This is a genomic window from Streptomyces sp. CA-106110 (assembly GCF_050936285.1).
GTDB lineage: Bacteria > Actinomycetota > Actinomycetes > Streptomycetales > Streptomycetaceae > Streptomyces.
Window position 1 is genome coordinate 8,702,564 of sequence record NZ_JBNJNB010000001.1, and the last position, 18,374, is coordinate 8,720,937.

22 protein-coding genes are annotated in these 18,374 nt (G+C 72.1%); 18 read left to right on the top strand and 4 right to left on the bottom strand.

Translation table 11 applies throughout. The features are described 5' to 3' along the window. From ACQEXA_RS40135 to ACQEXA_RS40165, 7 genes are all read left to right on the top strand, one after another. A complete protein-coding gene (locus ACQEXA_RS40135) occupies positions 1 to 165 on the top strand; it encodes a hypothetical protein (protein ID WP_360989265.1) in 165 nt (54 codons plus the stop codon). Continuing rightward, a complete protein-coding gene (gene hisH, locus ACQEXA_RS40140; RefSeq protein ID WP_432926611.1) occupies positions 156 to 812 on the top strand; it encodes an imidazole glycerol phosphate synthase subunit HisH in 657 nt (218 codons plus the stop codon). The genes ACQEXA_RS40135 and hisH overlap by 10 nt, the downstream gene beginning before the upstream one ends. A 3-nt stretch (positions 813 to 815) precedes the next feature. After that, positions 816 to 1,541, top strand: a complete 726-nt coding sequence (priA, locus tag ACQEXA_RS40145; RefSeq protein ID WP_433132489.1) for a bifunctional 1-(5-phosphoribosyl)-5-((5-phosphoribosylamino)methylideneamino)imidazole-4-carboxamide isomerase/phosphoribosylanthranilate isomerase PriA — start codon at positions 816 to 818, stop codon at positions 1,539 to 1,541. Continuing rightward, on the top strand, positions 1,538 to 1,930 hold the full coding sequence (locus ACQEXA_RS40150) for a RidA family protein (RefSeq protein WP_432926607.1): 393 nt from the start codon (positions 1,538 to 1,540) through the stop codon (positions 1,928 to 1,930). The genes priA and ACQEXA_RS40150 overlap by 4 nt, the downstream gene beginning before the upstream one ends. Before the next feature lie 25 nt (positions 1,931 to 1,955). After that, positions 1,956 to 2,711: an imidazole glycerol phosphate synthase subunit HisF gene (hisF, locus tag ACQEXA_RS40155; protein ID WP_432926606.1), complete on the top strand. Its 756-nt coding sequence runs from the start codon at positions 1,956 to 1,958 to the stop codon at positions 2,709 to 2,711. Between the two features lie 134 nt (positions 2,712 to 2,845). Then, the gene (locus ACQEXA_RS40160) at positions 2,846 to 3,436 is read left to right on the top strand and encodes a helix-turn-helix domain-containing protein (protein ID WP_432926604.1); all 591 of its coding nucleotides are present in this window, start codon (positions 2,846 to 2,848) and stop codon (positions 3,434 to 3,436) included. A 52-nt stretch (positions 3,437 to 3,488) separates the two neighbouring features. Beyond that, complete coding sequence (locus ACQEXA_RS40165; RefSeq protein ID WP_432926603.1) at positions 3,489 to 4,733, top strand: MFS transporter; 1,245 nt, start codon at positions 3,489 to 3,491, stop codon at positions 4,731 to 4,733. An 87-nt stretch (positions 4,734 to 4,820) separates the two neighbouring features. Here ACQEXA_RS40165 and ACQEXA_RS40170 read toward each other — a convergent pair whose 3' ends face one another. Next, the gene (locus tag ACQEXA_RS40170; RefSeq protein ID WP_359389300.1) at positions 4,821 to 5,456 is read right to left on the bottom strand and encodes a TIGR03085 family metal-binding protein; all 636 of its coding nucleotides are present in this window, start codon (positions 5,454 to 5,456) and stop codon (positions 4,821 to 4,823) included. 82 nt (positions 5,457 to 5,538) lie between these two features. Between ACQEXA_RS40170 and hisI the strand changes: the two genes are divergently transcribed. The 11 genes from hisI (at position 5,539) to lgt (ending at position 14,897) form a co-directional block, all read left to right on the top strand. Then, the gene (gene hisI, locus ACQEXA_RS40175; RefSeq protein WP_432926601.1) at positions 5,539 to 5,940 is read left to right on the top strand and encodes a phosphoribosyl-AMP cyclohydrolase; all 402 of its coding nucleotides are present in this window, start codon (positions 5,539 to 5,541) and stop codon (positions 5,938 to 5,940) included. Between the two features lie 11 nt (positions 5,941 to 5,951). Continuing rightward, positions 5,952 to 7,445: an anthranilate synthase component I gene (locus ACQEXA_RS40180; RefSeq protein WP_432926599.1), complete on the top strand. Its 1,494-nt coding sequence runs from the start codon at positions 5,952 to 5,954 to the stop codon at positions 7,443 to 7,445. Positions 7,446 to 7,623: 178 nt separating this feature from the next. Continuing rightward, complete coding sequence (locus ACQEXA_RS40185; RefSeq protein ID WP_433132491.1) at positions 7,624 to 8,253, top strand: TIGR02234 family membrane protein; 630 nt, start codon at positions 7,624 to 7,626, stop codon at positions 8,251 to 8,253. A 161-nt stretch (positions 8,254 to 8,414) separates the two neighbouring features. After that, positions 8,415 to 8,654 (top strand): HGxxPAAW family protein, encoded by a 240-nt coding sequence (locus ACQEXA_RS40190; protein WP_432926595.1) that lies wholly within the window; start codon positions 8,415 to 8,417, stop codon positions 8,652 to 8,654. A 102-nt stretch (positions 8,655 to 8,756) separates the two neighbouring features. Continuing rightward, positions 8,757 to 9,215 carry a DUF2752 domain-containing protein gene (locus tag ACQEXA_RS40195; protein ID WP_432926594.1) on the top strand — a complete coding sequence of 153 codons (459 nt, stop codon included), beginning with the start codon at positions 8,757 to 8,759 and terminating at the stop codon, positions 9,213 to 9,215. A gap of 178 nt (positions 9,216 to 9,393) precedes the next feature. Further along, positions 9,394 to 10,203, top strand: coding sequence for an indole-3-glycerol phosphate synthase TrpC (gene trpC, locus ACQEXA_RS40200; RefSeq protein WP_432926592.1), 810 nt, complete (start codon positions 9,394 to 9,396; stop codon positions 10,201 to 10,203). 79 nt (positions 10,204 to 10,282) lie between these two features. After that, entirely contained in the window at positions 10,283 to 10,474 is a 192-nt protein-coding gene (gene trpM, locus ACQEXA_RS40205; RefSeq protein WP_359389319.1) for a tryptophan biosynthesis modulator TrpM, read from the top strand. 225 nt (positions 10,475 to 10,699) lie between these two features. Continuing rightward, the gene (gene trpB / locus ACQEXA_RS40210) at positions 10,700 to 11,986 is read left to right on the top strand and encodes a tryptophan synthase subunit beta (RefSeq protein WP_359389322.1); all 1,287 of its coding nucleotides are present in this window, start codon (positions 10,700 to 10,702) and stop codon (positions 11,984 to 11,986) included. Beyond that, positions 11,983 to 12,798, top strand: coding sequence for a tryptophan synthase subunit alpha (gene trpA / locus ACQEXA_RS40215; protein ID WP_432926588.1), 816 nt, complete (start codon positions 11,983 to 11,985; stop codon positions 12,796 to 12,798). Before trpB ends, trpA begins: the two co-directional genes overlap by 4 nt. 119 nt (positions 12,799 to 12,917) lie before the next feature. Further along, positions 12,918 to 13,694: a DsbA family protein gene (locus ACQEXA_RS40220; RefSeq protein WP_432926586.1), complete on the top strand. Its 777-nt coding sequence runs from the start codon at positions 12,918 to 12,920 to the stop codon at positions 13,692 to 13,694. 120 nt (positions 13,695 to 13,814) lie between these two features. Next, positions 13,815 to 14,897 (top strand): prolipoprotein diacylglyceryl transferase, encoded by a 1,083-nt coding sequence (lgt, locus tag ACQEXA_RS40225; RefSeq protein ID WP_432926585.1) that lies wholly within the window; start codon positions 13,815 to 13,817, stop codon positions 14,895 to 14,897. Positions 14,898 to 14,970: 73 nt separating this feature from the next. Here the strand turns inward: lgt and ACQEXA_RS40230 are convergent, their stop codons facing one another. Genes ACQEXA_RS40230 through ACQEXA_RS40240 form a run of 3 tightly spaced genes read right to left on the bottom strand, consistent with a single transcriptional unit; the run spans position 14,971 to position 18,373 of the window. Then, positions 14,971 to 15,816: an HpcH/HpaI aldolase/citrate lyase family protein gene (locus ACQEXA_RS40230; protein WP_433132493.1), complete on the bottom strand. Its 846-nt coding sequence runs from the start codon at positions 15,814 to 15,816 to the stop codon at positions 14,971 to 14,973. Continuing rightward, entirely contained in the window at positions 15,813 to 17,003 is a 1,191-nt protein-coding gene (locus ACQEXA_RS40235; RefSeq protein ID WP_432926581.1) for a CaiB/BaiF CoA transferase family protein, read from the bottom strand. Before ACQEXA_RS40235 ends, ACQEXA_RS40230 begins: the two co-directional genes overlap by 4 nt. Further along, a complete protein-coding gene (locus ACQEXA_RS40240; protein WP_433132495.1) occupies positions 17,000 to 18,373 on the bottom strand; it encodes an ADP-ribosylglycohydrolase family protein in 1,374 nt (457 codons plus the stop codon). Before ACQEXA_RS40240 ends, ACQEXA_RS40235 begins: the two co-directional genes overlap by 4 nt. Position 18,374: the final 1 nt, after the last annotated feature.

The following is an 18,374-nucleotide window of genomic DNA, read 5'->3' on the forward strand; positions in this document are numbered from 1 at the left end:
ATGAACGGTCTGTCCACCGTCCTGATCGTCGTCGGCCTCTTCCTCGTCGGCGGAATCATCTCCTTCGCCAAGCAGCAGATGCCGAAGAGCCTCATCGTGCTGCTCTCGATCAGCGCGGGCCTGTGTCTCGTCGCGGGCGTCATGCGGCTGGAGGTGTGGAATTGAGCAGTACGGGCACGAAGCCGCGCGTCGTCGTCTTCGACTACGGCTTCGGCAACGTGCGCTCCGCCGAGCGCGCCCTCGCCCGCGCGGGAGCCGACGTCGAGATCACCCGTGACTACGACGAGGCCATGAACGCGGACGGCCTGCTGGTGCCGGGAGTCGGCGCCTTCGCCGCCTGCATGCAGGGGCTGAAGGAGGCGCGCGGCGACTGGATCATCGACCGCCGCCTGTCCGGAGAGCGTCCGGTGATGGGCATCTGCGTCGGCATGCAGATCCTGTTCGCGCGCGGCATCGAGCACGGCGTGGAGAGCGAGGGCCTGGACGAGTGGCCCGGCTCGGTCGAGCCGCTCGAGGCCGACATCGTCCCCCACATGGGCTGGAACACGGTCGAAGCACCGGCCGACTCCGAGCTGTTCGCCGGCCTGGACGCGGGCGCCCGCTTCTACTTCGTGCACTCCTACGCCGTCCACGACTGGCGTCTGGAGCCCACCAACCCGCTGCTGCACCCGCCCAAGGTGACCTGGTCGACGCACGGCAAGCCCTTCGTGGCGGCCGTGGAGAACGGCGCCCTGTGGGCCACGCAGTTCCACCCCGAGAAGTCCGGCGACGCCGGAGCGCAGCTGCTCACCAACTGGATCGGAACCCTGTAGACCATGGCCAAGCTCGAACTCCTCCCCGCGGTCGACGTCCGTGACGGCCAGGCCGTCCGGCTCGTGCACGGCGAGTCCGGCACGGAGACCTCGTACGGCTCCCCGCTGGAGGCCGCCCTCACCTGGCAGTCGGCGGGCGCCGAGTGGCTGCATCTGGTCGACCTGGACGCCGCGTTCGGCACCGGTGACAACCGCGCGCTCATCGCCGAGGTCACCAAGGCGATGGACATCAAGGTGGAGCTGTCCGGCGGCATCCGTGACGACGACACGCTGGCCGCCGCACTGGCCACCGGCTGCACCCGGGTGAACCTCGGCACGGCAGCCCTGGAGTCCCCTGAGTGGGTCGCCAAGGTGATCGCCCGGCACGGCGACCGGATCGCCGTCGGTCTGGACGTACGGGGCACCACCCTGCGCGGACGCGGCTGGACCCGCGACGGCGGCGACCTCTACGAGACGCTGGAGCGCCTCGACAAGGAGGGCTGCGCGCGGTACGTGGTCACCGACATCGCCAAGGACGGCACGCTCCAGGGCCCGAACCTGGAGCTGCTGAAGAACGTCTGCGCCGCCACCGACCGCCCGGTCGTGGCCTCCGGCGGCGTGTCGTCCCTGGACGACCTGCGGGCGATCGCCGGTCTCGTCCCGCTCGGTGTCGAGGGGGCCATCGTCGGGAAGGCCCTGTACGCGAAGGCGTTCACCCTGGAAGAGGCCTTGGAGGCTGTGTCGTCATGACGTCGGATGCCGTGCGGCGGGTGCAGAGCGGAAGCCCTTGGGAGGAGACCTTCGGTTTTGCGCGGGCCGTCGCGGCGGGCGACCGTGTGCTGGTGGCCGGTACGTCGGCCTTCAAGGGCCGCGTGCTCTACGGGGAGGGCGATCCCTACGAGCAGGCGAAGGTGGCGTTCACCAGCGCGCTCGAGGCGATCGCCGAGTTCGGGCTCGGTCCCGAGTCGGTGCTCCGGACCCGGATGTACCTGGCCCATCTGCGTGACGTCGACGAGGTGGGCCGGGCCCACAAGGAGATCTTCGACTCCGTACGCCCGGCCGCGACCCTGCTGGTCGTGGAGGGCTTCGTCGACCCGCGCATCCTGGTCGAAGTGGAACTGGAAGCCTTCAGAGGCTAGAAGCAGCAAGAGGAGCCGTGGATTCATGACCCTGGCGGTCCGAGTCATCCCCTGCCTGGACGTGGACAACGGCCGGGTCGTCAAGGGCGTCAACTTCCAGAACCTGCGCGACGCGGGTGACCCCGTCGAGATGGCCAAGGTGTACGACACCGAGGGCGCCGACGAACTGACGTTCCTGGACATCACCGCGTCCTCGGGCAACCGCGAGACGACGTACGACGTGGTGCGGCGCACCGCCGAGCAGGTCTTCATCCCGCTGACGGTCGGCGGCGGCGTGCGTACGGCGGAGGACGTGGACAGGCTGCTGCGGGCGGGCGCCGACAAGGTGGGCGTCAACACCGCGGCGATCGCCCGCCCGGACCTGATCCGCGAGATCGCCGAGCGGTTCGGGCGGCAGGTGCTGGTGCTGTCGGTGGACGCGCGCCGCACGGAGTCCGGTGCCTTCGAGGTGACCACCCACGGCGGGCGCCGCGGCACGGGCATCGACGCGGTCGAGTGGGCGCACCGGGCCGCCGAGCTGGGCGCGGGCGAGATCCTGCTCAACTCGATGGACGCGGACGGCACGAAGGACGGCTACGACCTGGAGATGATCGCGGCCGTACGCAAGCACGTGACCGTGCCCGTCATCGCGTCCGGCGGCGCCGGCAAGCTCGCCGACTTCCCGCCTGCCGTCGCCGCGGGCGCGGACGCGGTGCTCGCGGCGTCCGTCTTCCACTTCGGGGACCTGCGGATCGGCCAGGTGAAGGAGACGCTGCGGGAAGCGGGACACCCGGTGCGGTGACGATGCGCCCGGCCTCGAGCCCCGGTTGCCTTCGGACGACCGGGGCTTCTTGCTGACCGGAGCCGGTTCGGATGCGAAAGGGAAGTTGCGCAAAATTCATTGCGCAATTTTTCTTTCGTATCTAGCCTGACGGCATGGGCGACAAGGAGAGAGACCGCCGCATCACCGACCTGGGCACCCTCAAGGCACTGGCCCATCCGCTGCGGATGAAGCTCTACCGAGGGCTGATCATCGCGCGCGCGGCGACGGCCTCGCAGTTGGCCGTGCAGGTCGACGAGGCGGTCTCCCTGGTCAGCTACCACCTGCGCAAGCTCGCCGACTACGGGCTCATCGAGGAGGCCGAACCGCGCAGCACCGACAGCCGGGAGCGCTGGTGGGAGCCCGCCTCCGACGGTGTGAGCATCCGGCACGAGGACTTCCGCGACGCCCCCGAGAAGGCGGCCGCGCACACGGCGGCGAGCCGGCTGTTCTTCGAGCAGCGCGCCGAGATGTACCGGCGGTACCTGGACGAGCGGGAGTACTGGGGCCCCGAGTGGAACCGCGCCGCCGAGTCCACGGAGTCCGTGCTCCGGCTGACCCCCGGCGAACTGCTCGACCTGGTCAAGGAACTCCAGGCTCTCCTGCGCCGGTACGAGGAGCGCGGCCGGGCCGCCGACGCGGCCGGGGACACCGGGGGCCGCGAGACCGTCGCCGTGCATGCGAACGCCTTCCCGTTCCGCATCTGATCCGCCCTCGCTCCGCGCCCGTGCCACGACCCGCGCCCTGGGGGACCCGTCGATGACCGTCACCGCCGTACGCCCGGCCTCCGCCGTGGACCGGCCCGCCCACCGCGATCCGAACGTGCTGCGCTGGCTGGGCGCGTACACCTCGGCCGCGATGGGTGACAGCGTCTACTACATCGCCCTGTCCTGGGCCGCCGTACGGGCCGGGACGCCCGCCGAGGCGGGGCTCGTGACGGCCGCCAGTGCCATGCCGCGGGCGCTGCTGATGCTCGGCGGGGGAGTGGTGGCCGACCGGTACGGACCGCGCCGGGTGGTCGTCGGCAGCAGCGCGGTGCGCTGCGCCCTCGTCATCACCGCCGCGGCGCTGCTCCTCGCGACCAGCCCCGGACTGTGGACGCTGGGCGCGGTGGCGGTCCTCTTCGGCGTCGTCGACGCGGTCTTCCTGCCCGCCGCGGGCGCCCTGCCCGCCCGGATCGCCGCGCCGGCTCAGCTCGCCCGAGTCCAGGGCATGCGGGGCCTCGCCGTCCGGCTCGCCACCGTCCTCGGCGGGCCGCTCGGCGGACTCGGTGTCGCGCTCGGTGGCACCGCGGGCGCCTTCGGGCTCGCCGCACTGCTGATCGCCGCTTCCCTGCCGCTGCTGGCCACCCTGCGCATCGGGGTGCTCGGGCCCGACGGCATCGAGGAGCGGCACGGCGTCCTGGCCGAGTTGCGCGACGGCCTGCGGCAGGTACGCCGGAGCCCCGTCCTGCGCGCGCTGGTCCCGGTCATCGCCCTGAGCGACCTCGGCTTCGTGGGTCCGATGAACCTCGGGCTGACCCTGCTGGCGCAGCAGCGCGGCTGGGGCTCGTCCGGCATGGGCTGGGTGCTCGCCGGGTTCGGTACCGGAGCGGGGGCCGTGTCACTGCTGCTCACCTTCCGCGGACGGCTGCCCCGCGCGGGACTGGTCCTGGCGGTGGCCGAAGTCGCGGGTGCGGCGGCGATCGGCGGACTCGCCCAGGTGCCGGCCGTGGCCGCCGCGGCCGGTGTCGCTCTGCTGATCGGGATGCTGTCCGGGCTGGGCGGGGCACTGAGCGGAGCGCTGGTGCAGGCCGCGGCCGGCCCCGCCTACGCCGGCCGGGTCACCGCCGTCTCCACCCTCGTCAGCTTCGGTGTCGCACCGCTCACCTTCCCGCTGGTCGGCGTCGCTGTCGAGCGGTGGGGAACCGGTCCCGTCTTCGCGGGCTGTGCCGTCATCTGCGCCGTGAGCGGCATCCTGGCGCTCTGCTCGGGCCCCTTGCGCCGCGCCGAACTCCCTCGCTGACCGCCCGGCCCGCCGTCAACGGTGCCGAACGCGGCGACCGGGAGCGTGTTCCAGGCGCGCGCTCCAGGCGCGCGCCTGGAACAGCTCTCAGATCCCCAGCTCCTTCGCTTCCTGCACCTGGGCGATCGCGTCCTTGTCGCCCTCCAGCTCCACGTCCGCCACCCGCTGCCGTCCCATGGCGAACATCAGCAGCTCCGAGGGCTCCCCGGTGACCGTCACGACCGGCGTGCCCCGGTGCGCGACCGCCGTCTGCCCGTCGGGGCGGCGCAGCACAAGACCCGTGGGCGCGCCCCGGCCGGTCAGCCGGGCCGTCCGCTCCAGCCGCGACCACAGCGCGTCCTGGAAGACCGGGTCCAGCTCGCGCGGCGTCCAGTCGGGCTGCGCCCTGCGGACGTCCTCGGTGTGGACGTAGAACTCGACCGTGTTCGACATCTCGTCGATCTGCTTCAGCGAGAAGGGCGAGAAGCGCGGCGGCCCGGTACGGATGAGCTGGATCAGCTCCTCGTACGGCTTCGATGCGAACTCCTCCATCACCTTCTCCAGGCGCGGCGCGAGTTGCTTGATCAGGATGCCCCCGGCGGCGTCCGGGCGGCGCTCGCGCACCACGACGTGCGCGGCGAGGTCACGGGTGTCCCAGCCCTCGCAGAGGGTCGGGGCGTCCGGGCCCGTCGCCTCCAACAGGTCGGCGAGGAGAAGTCGTTCACGCTTGGCATGGGTCGACATGCAGTCAGCGTACGACCCGGGGAAGGGTCCGCCCACCGGACGGTGGCCCGGCCCGCCGGTGCGGCGCGGCACAATGGTCCGCATGACCGGCACGTCTGACCCCAACAGGCCCAGCGGCCTGGACCCCGCCATCTCCGCGCGCCTCAAGCGCAGCGCCGACGGGCTGCTCCCCGCGATCGCCCAGCAGTACGACACGGGGGAGGTGCTGATGCTCGGCTGGATGGACGACGAGGCGCTGCACCGCACCCTGACCACGGGGCGCTGCACGTACTGGTCGCGCAGCAGGCAGGAGTACTGGGTCAAGGGCGACACGTCCGGCCACGTCCAGCACGTCAAGTCGGTCGCCCTGGACTGCGACGCCGACACCCTGCTGGTCAAGGTCGACCAAGTGGGCGCCGCCTGCCACACCGGCGACCGCACCTGCTTCGAGGCCGACGTGCTGCTCGCGGACGCCGCCCGCTGCGTACCGTCCGCGGATCAGTAGGGTCGGCCGCCATGGACCTCGAGACGTTCCGCAAGCTGGGCACCGACCGCCGCGTCATCCCGGTCACGCGCAAGCTCCTCGCCGACGGCGACACCCCGGTCGCCCTCTACCGCAAACTCGCCGCGGAGCGCCCGGGCACCTTCCTGCTGGAGTCCGCCGAGAACGGCCGCTCCTGGTCCCGCTACTCCTTCGTGGGCGTGCGCTCGGCGGCGACGCTGACCGAGCGCGACGGCCAGGCCCACTGGCTCGGCACTCCCCCGGTCGGCGTCCCCGCCCAGGGCGACCCGCTCGCCGCCCTGCGCGCCACCGTCGAGACCCTGCACACCCCCCGCGACCTCGCCGAGGGCCTGGGCCTGCCGCCCTTCACCGGCGGCATGGTCGGCTATCTGGGCTACGACATCGTGCGCCGCCTGGAGAAGATCGGCCCCGGGGAGCGGGACGACCTCCGGCTCCCGGAGCTGACCATGCTCCTCACCAGCGACCTCGCGGTCATGGACCACTGGGAGGGCTCGGTCCTGCTGATCGCCAACGCGATCAACCACAACGACCTCGAGACGGGCGTCGACGAGGCCTACGCGGACGCGGTGGCACGCCTCGACGCGATGGAGGCCGACCTCTCCCGTGCGGTCGCCCAGCCGCCCGCCGTCCTCCCGCCGTCGGAACTGCCCGAGTACACGGCCCTGTGGGGCGGCAAGGACTTCCAGGAGGCCGTCGAGGACGTCAAGGAGCGCATCCGCGCGGGCGAGGCCTTCCAGGTCGTCCCGTCGCAGCGCTTCGAGACGCCGTGCACGGCGAGCGCGCTGGACGTGTACCGGGTGCTGCGGGCCACCAATCCGTCCCCGTACATGTACCTGTTCCGCTTCGACGGCTTCGACGTCGTGGGCTCCAGCCCGGAAGCGCTGGTCAAGGTCGAGGACGGCCGGGCGATGGTCCACCCCATCGCGGGCACCCGGCCCCGCGGCGCCACCCCGCAGAAGGACCAGGCCCTCGCCGAGGAACTGCTGGCCGACCCCAAGGAACGCGCCGAGCACCTCATGCTCGTGGATCTGGGCCGCAACGACCTCGGGCGGGTCTGCGAGCCCGGCTCGGTGGAGGTCGTCGACTTCATGTCCATCGAGCGGTACTCGCACGTGATGCACATCGTCTCGACCGTGACCGGCCGGGTCTCCGCGGACCGCACCGCCTTCGACGTGCTGACGGCCTGCTTCCCGGCCGGCACGCTGTCCGGCGCGCCCAAGCCACGCGCGATGCAGATCATCGACGAACTGGAGCCGTCCCGCCGCGGCCTGTACGGCGGGTGCGTCGGCTACCTGGACTTCGCGGGCGACTCCGACACCGCCATCGCCATCCGTACGGCACTGCTGCGGGACGGCACGGCGTACGTGCAGGCCGGCGCCGGCATCGTCGCCGACTCCGACCCGGTCGCGGAGGACGACGAGTGCCGCAACAAGGCGGCCGCCGTGCTTCGCGCGGTGCACACGGCCAACCGGCTGGTGTCACTGTGACGTTCGGCCGGTGAAGGCCGCCGTGCCCTTCCGCAGTGAGTAGCCGAGCGGGGCGCCTTCGCCGTTCCTGGGAATTCCATGTGACGTTCGCGGGAATGCCACGGCGCGACAGTTGCGTGATCATGGTTTGACGCGACCCGGGTGACGGCCGGCCGGCGGCTCGGGTGATAGTAGTTGTGTGACAGCCGTACCTCATCCTCGATACGAGGCCGCCGCACCCGACCGGTCCGGCCGCCGCAGCCTCGCCCTGGCCCTGCTGTGCGGGGCGCTCGGCGCGGCCGTGGCGCTGCTCGCCTCCCGCCAGCGCTGGTCGGCGGGAACCGTGGCGGTGGCCGGCGGCGACTTCCCGCTGAAGGTCACGGGCAGCGACGTCACCGGCGTCCCCGCGGCCCTCGCCATAGTGGGCCTCGCCGCACTCGTCGCCGTCTTCGCGGTCCGCAAGGGCGGGCGCCTGCTCGTCGCCGGGCTCCTCGCGCTCTCCGGAGCGGGCACCGTCGCCGCGGCGCTGCTCGGCGCCACGGACAGCTCGGCGCTCGACGAGAAGGCCGCACAGGCGGCCGGCGACACCGCCGCGACCGCCACCGGGCTCACGTACACCGCCTGGCCCTACGTCGCCGTTGCCGGAGGCGCGCTGATCCTCGTCGCCGGGCTGCTCGCGCTGCGCTACGGGCGGCTCTGGCCCGCGATGTCGGGCCGCTACGAGCGCGACGGCACCCCTCGTCCGCGCAAGGAGAGGCCCGTCGACCCGGACCGCCCCGAGGACCTGTGGAAGGCCCTCGACCGGGGCGAGGACCCCACAGGCGCCTGACCGCCGGCCCGCCGTCCCCTCGGCCGGCGGGGGAGAAGCGTGCCGGACGCCGAGCGCCCGGTGCGGGCCCCACCCCGAGCGCACCTCATACGTGCGGGTACGGGAGAATGGCGCCGAGCGTCCGGCTCACACATGTACATACAGCAAACGAGGAGCAAGTCATGGCGGGCAGCAGTCACGGTCACACCCCGGCCGCCTGGACCGGTGTCATCATCGCCTTCGTCGGTTTCTGCGTCGCGGGCGCCTTCACCGTGATGGCCCAGCCCATCGGCTTCTGGGCGGGCATGGTGATCATCGCTCTCGGCGGCGTCGTCGGCGGCCTCATGCGCCAGATGGGCCTCGGCCAGCCGAAGCACCAGGCCCAGTCGGCGCACCAGCCCGCGCGCGCCACGGAGAGCTGAGCTCCCGGACCGCTCACGAGAGGCGGCACCGCGTCCATGAGCGCGGAGGCCGCCTCCGGCATTTCCGGGCCCGATGGGCGCCTCCACCGGAGGACCGGCACAATGCGTGGGGTGAACGCCGAATCCCCCAGCGTGACACCCGCCCGTCCGGACGCCGGAGCCGCCGCCGTATTGCGGCGGACCGCCGTTCCCGCCGGAGTGCTCGCGGGCGTCCTCGGGGCCTTCGCGTACGTCGGGGCGGTCGATCCGAACCAGCCCGGGCACTATCCGGTCTGCCCGCTGCTGCGCTACACGGGCGTGTACTGCCCCGGCTGCGGCGGACTGCGCAGTGCCCACGCCTTCGTGCACGGTGACTTTCTGACGGCACTTCAGGACAATGCCCCGGCCGTCGCCGGCTATCTCCTCTTCGCCGTGGTGTGGGTCCTCTGGGCGGTGCGCGCGGCGCGGGGACGGCCGCTGCGGATCGAACTGCGGCCCGTGCACCTGTGGAGCCTGGGCGCCCTGCTGCTGGTCTTCACGGTTGTCCGGAACTTGCCATTCGGAGGCTGGCTGCACCCTTGATCAGCCGGCGAATGTCCAGGTAGTGGGACCGCCGTCAACCGGATGCGAGGCCTACGCCTTCCTCCGGATACCATCACAGTGACCATCGGTTTTCGCCCGCCGAGGTGGTCCGGTGGACCAAGGCTCAACCCCCAGTGAGCCTCTTGAAACATCAACCGTCAGGAAGGGGGCCGCTCGCGTGAGTGTGCTCGACGAGATCATCGACGGAGTCCGTGCCGACCTCGCGGAGCGGCAGGCACGCGTCAGCCTCGACGAGCTCAAGGAGCGCGCGGCCAAGGCTCCCGCGGCCAAGGACGGCCTCGCCGCCCTGCGGGGGGAAGGCGTCAAGGTGATCTGCGAGGTCAAGCGCTCCAGCCCGTCGAAGGGCGCCCTCGCCGCGATCGCCGACCCGGCGGGGCTCGCCGCGGACTACGAGGCGGGCGGTGCGTCCGTCATCTCCGTCCTGACCGAGCAGCGCCGTTTCGGCGGCTCGCTGGCCGATCTGGAGGCCGTGCGGGCCCGGGTCGACATCCCGGTGCTGCGCAAGGACTTCATCGTCACGTCGTACCAGCTCTGGGAGGCCCGGGCGTACGGCGCCGACCTCGCGCTGCTGATCGTCGCCGCCCTGGACCAGCCCGCCCTCGAGTCCCTGATCGAGCGCGCCGAGTCCATCGGGCTCACGGCGCTCGTCGAGGTGCACGACGAGGACGAGGTCGACCGTGCGGTGGACGCCGGCGCGAAGGTGATCGGCGTCAACGCGCGCAACCTCAAGACCCTGGAGGTCGACCGCTCCACGTTCGAGCGGGTGGCCCCCGAGATCCCCGAGACCATCGTCAAGGTCGCCGAGTCCGGAGTCCGCGGTCCGCACGACCTGATCGCGTACGCCAACGAGGGCGCCGACGCGGTGCTCGTCGGCGAGTCCCTGGTGACCGGACGCGACCCGAAGACGGCGGTCGCCGACCTGGTGGCGGCGGGCGCCCACCCGGCGCTGCGGCACGGACGGGACTGACGTGACGCCGGGATCGGTCCAGTGGCTGCCGGAACCCGGCGGTCACACGGGCGGCCGTGCCCCGGTAGGGTTGGCGTCGATGATGCTTCCGATGACCGTGGCGACCAGGGACCCGTATGCCCGTCTCGCCCGTGGGTGCCGGCCGCGTGGCTGCCGTGCCCCCGCGCGGCGGGTGCACGGGCGACGGGTGCGGTATGTCATCGGTGACGAGCCGGGCCAGGTGAACGGGATGCGATGGCGTCGCCCCGTGCGCGCCGGTCACCCGCGATGAGCTGAACGGGCCTCGCCCGTCGGCTGGGGTGCCTTGCCGTCGTCCGCCCACTGCGGCCGCGGTGAGTCCGGCACCCACTTCGCCGTTCTCGGTCGCCCTCGCGGTGCGGCCATGTGCCCACGGCGGTTCCGCGCCGTGGGGAGACGGCCCCATGGACAGCGCGCACGCTTCCGACGTCACCCGGAAACCCACCCGACCGGGGCTCTGCCCCTGTGAGGTAAGCGCATGCCCAGCGAGTTCTTCATTCCCGACCCCGAAGGTCAGGTCCCCAGCGCCGAGGGGTACTTCGGCGCCTTCGGCGGCAAGTTCATCCCGGAGGCCCTCGTCGCCGCCGTGGACGAGGTCGCCGTCGAGTACGACAAGGCGAAGGCGGACCCCGAGTTCGCCCGCGAGCTCGACGCCCTGCTCGTCGACTACACCGGCCGGCCCAGCGCCCTCACCGAGGTGCCGCGGTTCGCCGAACACGCCGGTGGAGCCCGGGTGTTCCTCAAGCGCGAGGACCTCAACCACACCGGCTCCCACAAGATCAACAACGTGCTCGGTCAGGCCCTGCTCACCAAGCGGATGGGCAAGACGCGGGTCATCGCGGAGACCGGCGCCGGCCAGCACGGTGTCGCCACCGCCACCGCCTGCGCGCTCTTCGGGCTCGACTGCACCGTCTACATGGGCGAGATCGACACCCAGCGGCAGGCTCTCAACGTCGCCCGCATGCGGATGCTCGGCGCCGAGGTCATCGCCGTGAAGTCCGGCTCGCGCACCCTCAAGGACGCCATCAACGAGGCGTTCCGCGACTGGGTCGCCAACGTGGACCACACGCACTACCTGTTCGGGACCGTGGCGGGCCCTCACCCCTTCCCGGCCATGGTGCGGGACTTCCACCGTGTGATCGGTGTGGAGGCGCGGCGGCAGCTCCTCGAGCGCGCCGGGCGGCTGCCCGACGCCGCCATCGCCTGCGTGGGCGGCGGCTCCAACGCGATCGGGCTCTTCCACGCCTTCATCCCGGACACCTCCGTCCGCCTCATCGGCTGCGAGCCCGCCGGCCACGGCATCGAGAGCGGCGAGCACGCGGCCACGCTCACCGCGGGCGAGCCCGGCATCCTGCACGGCTCCCGCTCCTACGTCCTGCAGGACGACGAAGGCCAGATCACCGAGCCGTACTCGATCTCCGCGGGGCTCGACTACCCGGGCATCGGACCCGAGCACGCGTACCTGAAGGACAGCGGCCGCGGCGAGTACCGGGCCGTCACCGACGACGCGGCCATGCAGGCCCTGCGCCTGCTGTCCCGGACCGAGGGCATCATCCCGGCCATCGAGAGCGCCCATGCGCTCGCCGGTGCCCTGGAAGTGGGCAGGGAGCTGGGCAGGGACGGGCTGATCGTCGTCAACCTGTCCGGGCGCGGCGACAAGGACATGGACACGGCCGCCCGCTACTTCGGCCTGTACGACACCGACGCGGCCGTCGCCGCGGACACCGACAGCGAAGCCGCCGAGATCGAGGGGGACGCCAAGTGAGCGGGAACATCCGACTGCTGTCCGACACCCTCGCCGCGGCCAGGGCCGAGGGGCGCTCCGCGCTCATCGCCTATCTGCCGGCCGGCTTCCCGACCGTCGACGGCGGCATCGCGGCCGTCAAGGCGGTCCTGGACGGCGGCGCCGACGTCGTCGAGGTGGGCCTGCCGCACAGCGACCCGGTCCTCGACGGTCCGGTCATCCAGACCGCCGACGACATCGCCCTGCGCGGCGGCGTCAAGATCGCCGACGTGATGCGCACGGTCCGCGAGGCGTACGAGGCGACCGGGAAGCCGGTGCTCGTGATGACGTACTGGAACCCGATCGACCGCTACGGCGTGGAACGCTTCACCGCCGAACTGGCCGAGGCGGGCGGGGCGGGCTGCATCCTGCCCGACCTGCCCGTGCAGGAGTCGGCCCTGTGGCGGGAACACGCCGAGAAGCACGGGCTCGCCACGGTCTTCGTCGTGGCGCCCAGCAGCAAGGACGCGAGGCTCGCCGAGATCACGGCGGCGGGCTCCGGCTTCGTCTACGCGGCCTCGCTGATGGGAGTCACCGGCACCCGTGAGACGGTCGGCGCGCAGGCCCAGGATCTGGTCCGCCGCACCCGGGCCACCACCGATCTGCCCGTCTGCGTCGGCCTCGGCGTCTCCAACGCCGTGCAGGCCGCCGAGGTGGCCGGGTTCGCCGACGGAGTGATCGTCGGTTCGGCGTTCGTCAAGCGCATGCTGGACGCGGAGGACGAGGCCGCCGCCCTCGAGGCCGTGCGGACCCTGGCGGGTGAGCTGGCCGAGGGCGTGCGCGGCAACGCCTGACACCTCGCGGTCTTACTCATGTGGGCGAAAGTCCCCCATGACGAAAAAATCGCTCACCCGAACGGGTGGACCTGGGACCGGGGAGGCGCGCTGCGCCTCCCCGGTTCGTTCTGCCACATGTGAGCGAGAAGAACCGTGATGGAAAGCGCACAGCCCGTGAGCGGCTGGTGGTCGAGCGAGAGAAGCGCAGGACTGCGGAGAAGCGTCGCCGGACGCTGATCGTGGGCGCCTCGATCGTCTGTGTCCTGGCCCTGGCGACAGTGGTGGGCGTCCTCGCGGCGAACGCCGGCAAGAGCGGCAAGAGCGGCGCCTCGGGCCCCGCCACCGCACCCTCGGGGGCGACGGGCAAGGACGGCCTGGCGATCCCGGTCGGCCAGGACACCGCCAAGTCGACCCTCACGGTCTGGGAGGACTTCCGCTGCCCGGCCTGCCAGGCCTTCGAGACCGCCTATCGCCCGACCATCCACGAGTTGGTCGACGCCGGCCACCTGAAGATCGAATACCACCTCGTCACGCTCATCGACGGGAATCTGGGCGGCAGCGGCTCGCTCCGCGCGGCCAACGCGGCGGCCTGTGCGCAGGACGCCGGGAAGTTCTGGGACTACCACGACGTGCTGTACCAGAACCAGCCCAAGGAGACGCAGGATACATACGCGGACAACGGCAAGCTCCTCGAGCTGGCGGACAAGGTCCCGGGGCTGAGGACCCCCGCGTTCGAGAAGTGCGCCAAGGACGGTACGCACGACAGCTGGGTGACCAAGTCGAACGCCGCGTTCCAGAGCGGCGGCTTCAGCGGTACGCCGACCGTCCTCCTCGGCGCGAAGGACATCTACACGGACCGGACGATGACACCGGCCAAGCTGAAGCAGTTGGTGGAAGCAGAGAACAAGTCCTAAGACGCCTGTGGTCCAGTGACCGCCCCCGGTGCCACTGCACCGGGGGGCGGTCTACGTTATGGACCCGTAGCCCGGTGGGTTGCCACGCTGCGTGTCCGGCAAGGTAGCGTCGTTCCTGCCATGGAACTTGCCTACATTCCCAGCCCCTCGCGCGGAGTGCTGTACCTCGGCCCCATTCCGCTGCGCGGCTACGCCTTCTGCATCATCATCGGAGTCTTCGTAGCCGTGTGGCTCGGCAACAGGCGCTGGATCGCCCGTGGCGGCCGGTCCGGCACGGTGGCCGACATCGCGGTCTGGGCCGTGCCCTTCGGACTCGTGGGCGGCCGGCTCTACCACGTGATCACGGACTACGAGCTGTACTTCAGCGACGGCCGTAACTGGGTGGACGCGTTCAAGGTCTGGCAGGGCGGACTCGGCATCTGGGGAGCCATCGCGCTCGGGGCGCTCGGCGCCTGGATCGGCTGCCGGCGCCGGGGCATCCCGCTGCCCGCCTACGCGGACGCCGTCGCGCCCGGCATCGCCTTCGCGCAGGCGATCGGCCGCTGGGGCAACTGGTTCAACCAGGAGCTGTACGGACGGCCGACGGATCTGCCCTGGGCGCTGCACATCACCTCGTCGACGGACGGCCGGGTGCCGGGCTACTACCACCCGACGTTCCTGTACGAGTCGCTGTGGTGCATCGGGGTCGGACTCCTGGTGATCTGGGCCGACCGCCGCTTCAAGCTGGGCCACGGGCGGGCGTTCGCACTGTACGTGGCCGCCTACTGCGTGGGCCGCGGCTGGATCGAGTACATGCGGGTCGACGACGCGCACCACTTCCTCGGCCTGCGGCTGAACGACTGGACCGCGATGCTCGTGTTCCTGCTCGCCGTGGCCTACATCGTGGTGTCGGCGCGGCTGCGGCCCGGCCGGGAGGAAATCGTGGAGGCGGGCCTGAGCACCGAAGGCGGTGCCCCCGCGAGCGACGAGGACTCCGCCGAAGGGACGCCGGAGAAGAAGGCCGGGTCCGAGCCGGAGGACGCGGAGCCCGCCGCCACGGAGACGGAGGCGGCGCGGACCACCGAGGACCCGGAGGCGGCCGACAAGTCTGCGGCCGCCGAGGACTCCGGGGCCGCCGGGGTTTCCGAGAAGGCCGACGACTCTGGGACGACCGAGACGTCGAAGCCGTCGAAGGACGAAGCGGGGTCGGCGAAGAAGGCCTGAGCGTCCGTACATCGCCGGGGGCGCCGTATCGCCAGATACGGCGCCCCCGGCGTGTTCAGGTCGCTCCGGGTCCTCAGCATCTTCGGCGGGCCAGTGACAGCGTCCGCTGTGCCTCCCTGACCACCGCCGTGTCGATGAAGCGGCCGTCCGGGAGCGCCTGGGCCCCCGGCTCCCTGGCCGCCGCCTTCAGGATCTCCTCGGCACGGGAGATCTCCCCCGCGGTGGGCGCGTAGGCGCGTTCGATGACCGGAAGCTGGCGCGGATGGATCGCCGCGCGGCCCAGGAAGCCCAGCGCGCGGCCGTGGGCGCAGGACGCCGCCAGGCCCTCGATGTCCCGGGTGTCCGGGTAGACCGACTGGGACGGCGGAGGCAGTGCCGCCGCGCGTGCGGCCACGACCACGCGCGCCCGTGACCAGTCCAGTCCCGCGTCCTCCCGTACCCCGAGGTCCGCCCGGAGATCGGCCTCACCCAGCGCGATGCCCCGCACGGCCGGATGGGCCGCCGCGATCGCGAACGCCCGCTCCACACCCAGAGCCGTCTCCAGAAGGGCGTAGAGAGCGATCGCCCCGCCCTCCGCGGAGGCGGTGCCTTCCGCCACCCGGACCACTTCCGACGGCGAGGTGACCTTGGGCAGGCGCAGACCGGCCAGGCCGGGCAACGTTGTCAGCGCCGCGAGGTCGGCCTCCGCCCAGGGGCTGTCCAGCGCGTTCACCCGTACATGGACCGGCACCGCCGGGCGCTCGGCCAGCCGTTCCGCGGTCGCCGCACGCGCGTATCCCTTGCGGTCCGGGGCGACCGCGTCCTCCAGGTCGATCAGCACCACGTCCGCCCCGGACACCAGCGCCTTGCCGACCACCTCCGGACGATCGCCGGGAGCGTAGAGCCAGGTCAGAGGGGGGAACGCCAGATTTCCCGTCACAGGGCGCCCTCCGTCTGCAGGGCGGCGATCTCCTGGTCCGAAAGGCCCAGCTCGGTCAGGACCGCCCTGGTGTCCGCACCGTGCGGACGGCCCGCCCAGCGGATCGCACCAGGCGTCGCGGACAGCCGGAAGAGGACGTTCTGCATACGCAGCCGGCCCAGTTCGGGGTCGTCGGGAATCGTGGTGATCGTGTCCAGTGCCGCGTACTGGGGGTCGGTCATCACGTCCTGGACGTCCTGCACCGGTGCGACCGCAGCCTCCGCCGCCTCGAACGCCTTCAGGACCTCCGCACGCGGACGGCGGGCGATCCACTCGCCGACCGCCTCGTCGAGCACGTCCGCGTGCCGGGCCCGCTCCGCTCCCGTCGCGAACCACGGCTCCTCGACCAGCTCCGGGCGGCCGACCAGGCGCATCACCCGCTCGGCGACGGACTGCGCGGACGTGGAGACGGCGACCCAGCCGCCGTCCGCCGTGCGGTAGGTGTTGCGCGGGGCGTTGTTCTGGGACCGGTTGCCGGTGCGCCGCTGGACGTGACCGAGCTGGTCGTACCAGATGGGCTGTGGCCCGAGGACCGTGAGGATCGGCTCGATGATCGCCATGTCCACCACCTGGCCCGTGCCTGTGCGGTCCCGGGCCGCGAGGGCCGTCATCACCGCGTACGCGGTCGCCAGCCCCGCGATCGAGTCGGCGAGCCCGAACGGCGGGAGCGTCGGAGGTCCGTCCGGCTCCCCGGTGATGGCCGCGAACCCGCTCATCGCCTCGGCGAGCGTGCCGAAGCCGGGGCGGCGTGCGTACGGTCCGAACTGACCGAAGGCGGTCACCCGGGCCAGGACCAGACGGGGGTTCGCCGCCGACAGCTCGTCCCAGCCCAGGTCCCATTTCTCCAGGGTGCCGGGGCGGAAGTTCTCGACGATCACGTCGGCGGTGCCGGCGAGCCGCAGCAGCGTCGTGCGACCGCCGGGCTTGGAGAGGTCGAGTGTCATCGTGCGCTTGTTGCGGCCGAGCAGCTTCCACCACAGACCCGTCCCGTTCTTCGACGGGCCGTGGCCGCGGGAGGGGTCCGGTTTGGCCGGGTGCTCGACCTTGATGACCTCGGCGCCGAAGTCGCCGAGCAGGGTGGCGGCGAGGGGACCGGCGAAGAGGGTGGCGAGATCGAGCACGCGCAGGCCGGTGAGGGGTGCGGTCATGAGCGGTGGGTTTCCCGGTGCGTGAGGTGGGCCAGGGCGTCGAAACCGATGCCGTTGAAGTCGCCGACGGATGTGGCCAGCCGGTTCTTGAGGGGGGTCGTCCAGCGGTCGGGGAGCCGCCTCGGGTGTCCGGCGAGCAGGCCCGCGACGCTGCCCGCCGTCGCACCGTTCGAGTCGGTGTCCCAGCCCCCGGACACGGCCCCGCAGACGGAGCCGGTGAAGTCGCCGTCGGCGTGGGTGAGCGCGGCGGCGATCAGGGCGGTGTTGGGGACGGCGTGCACCCAGTGGTACGTGCCGTGGACGGCGTGGAGTTCGTCGACGACGGCCTCGAAGTCCCGCGTCGAGCCGGCCAGCCGGATCGCCTGGCGGACGGCCCGGGCCAGACGCGAGGCGGGCGGGACGACGGTGAGACCGGTGGTCAGGCAGTGGTGCACGTCGTGGGCGCCGGTGGCCGCCTCGGCGATGGTGGCCGCCGTGAACATCGCGGCGTAGACGCCGTTCGCGGTGTGCGTGAGAGTCGCGTCGCGATGGGCCTGTTCGGCTGCGGCCGCCGGATCGCCGGGGTTCGTCCAGCCGTGTACGTCGGCGCGGATGAGGGCGCCGATCCACTCGCGGAACGGGTTGCGGTGGCGGGCCGTGTACGGGGGTTCGATGCCGGAGAGGAGGTTGCGGTAGGCGACGCGTTCGGCGGTGAAGGTCCGGCCGGCGGGGATCTCGTCGAGCCAGAGCCGGGCCACGTCGGCGGTGGTGAAGGCCCTGCCGTGGCGAGCGAGCAACAGCAGGTTGAGCAGCGGGTAGTTGAGGTCGTCGTCCTCGGGCATCCCGTCGATGTTCTCGGCGAGGGAGGTGGTGGCGGAGCGGCGGTTCCAGGGGTGTGCGGCGAGCAGGTCCTCGGGGACTCCGTGAGCCATGAACCATGTGGACAGGGGCCAGTTGCCGGTGGCTCGGGCCAGTTGACGGATAGCGTCCAAGGGCAGTTTCTCCACGGGTTTGCCGAGGAGGCAGCCGGCGGCCCGGCCGAGCCAGGCGGCTTCCAGGCGGGCCTCCGAAGCCGGTCCGGCGGCACGCGCGTCCGTGGTCCGGGAGCGAGGCCACGCCGGGCACAGCGCCTTGATCCGTTCCAGGTCCGTCGGCTCGTGCTCCGCCAGCCCGCTCGGCAGATCCGCGAGTTCGTCCAGCAGGTCGTTGGCGAGCAGCCGCAGGTACGGCGACGCCGGCTCCGGTGACGCGCCTGCCCGCCGCGGGGCCAGTGGGCCGCGTGCCGCCGCCCACCTCGCCGCGACGGCCGACGGCTCCCGGCCGTCCTCCTCCGCCTGGCGCAGTTCATGCCCGAGGAGGTCCTCCGGCTGGACCCAGGTCAGTCGGAGCACC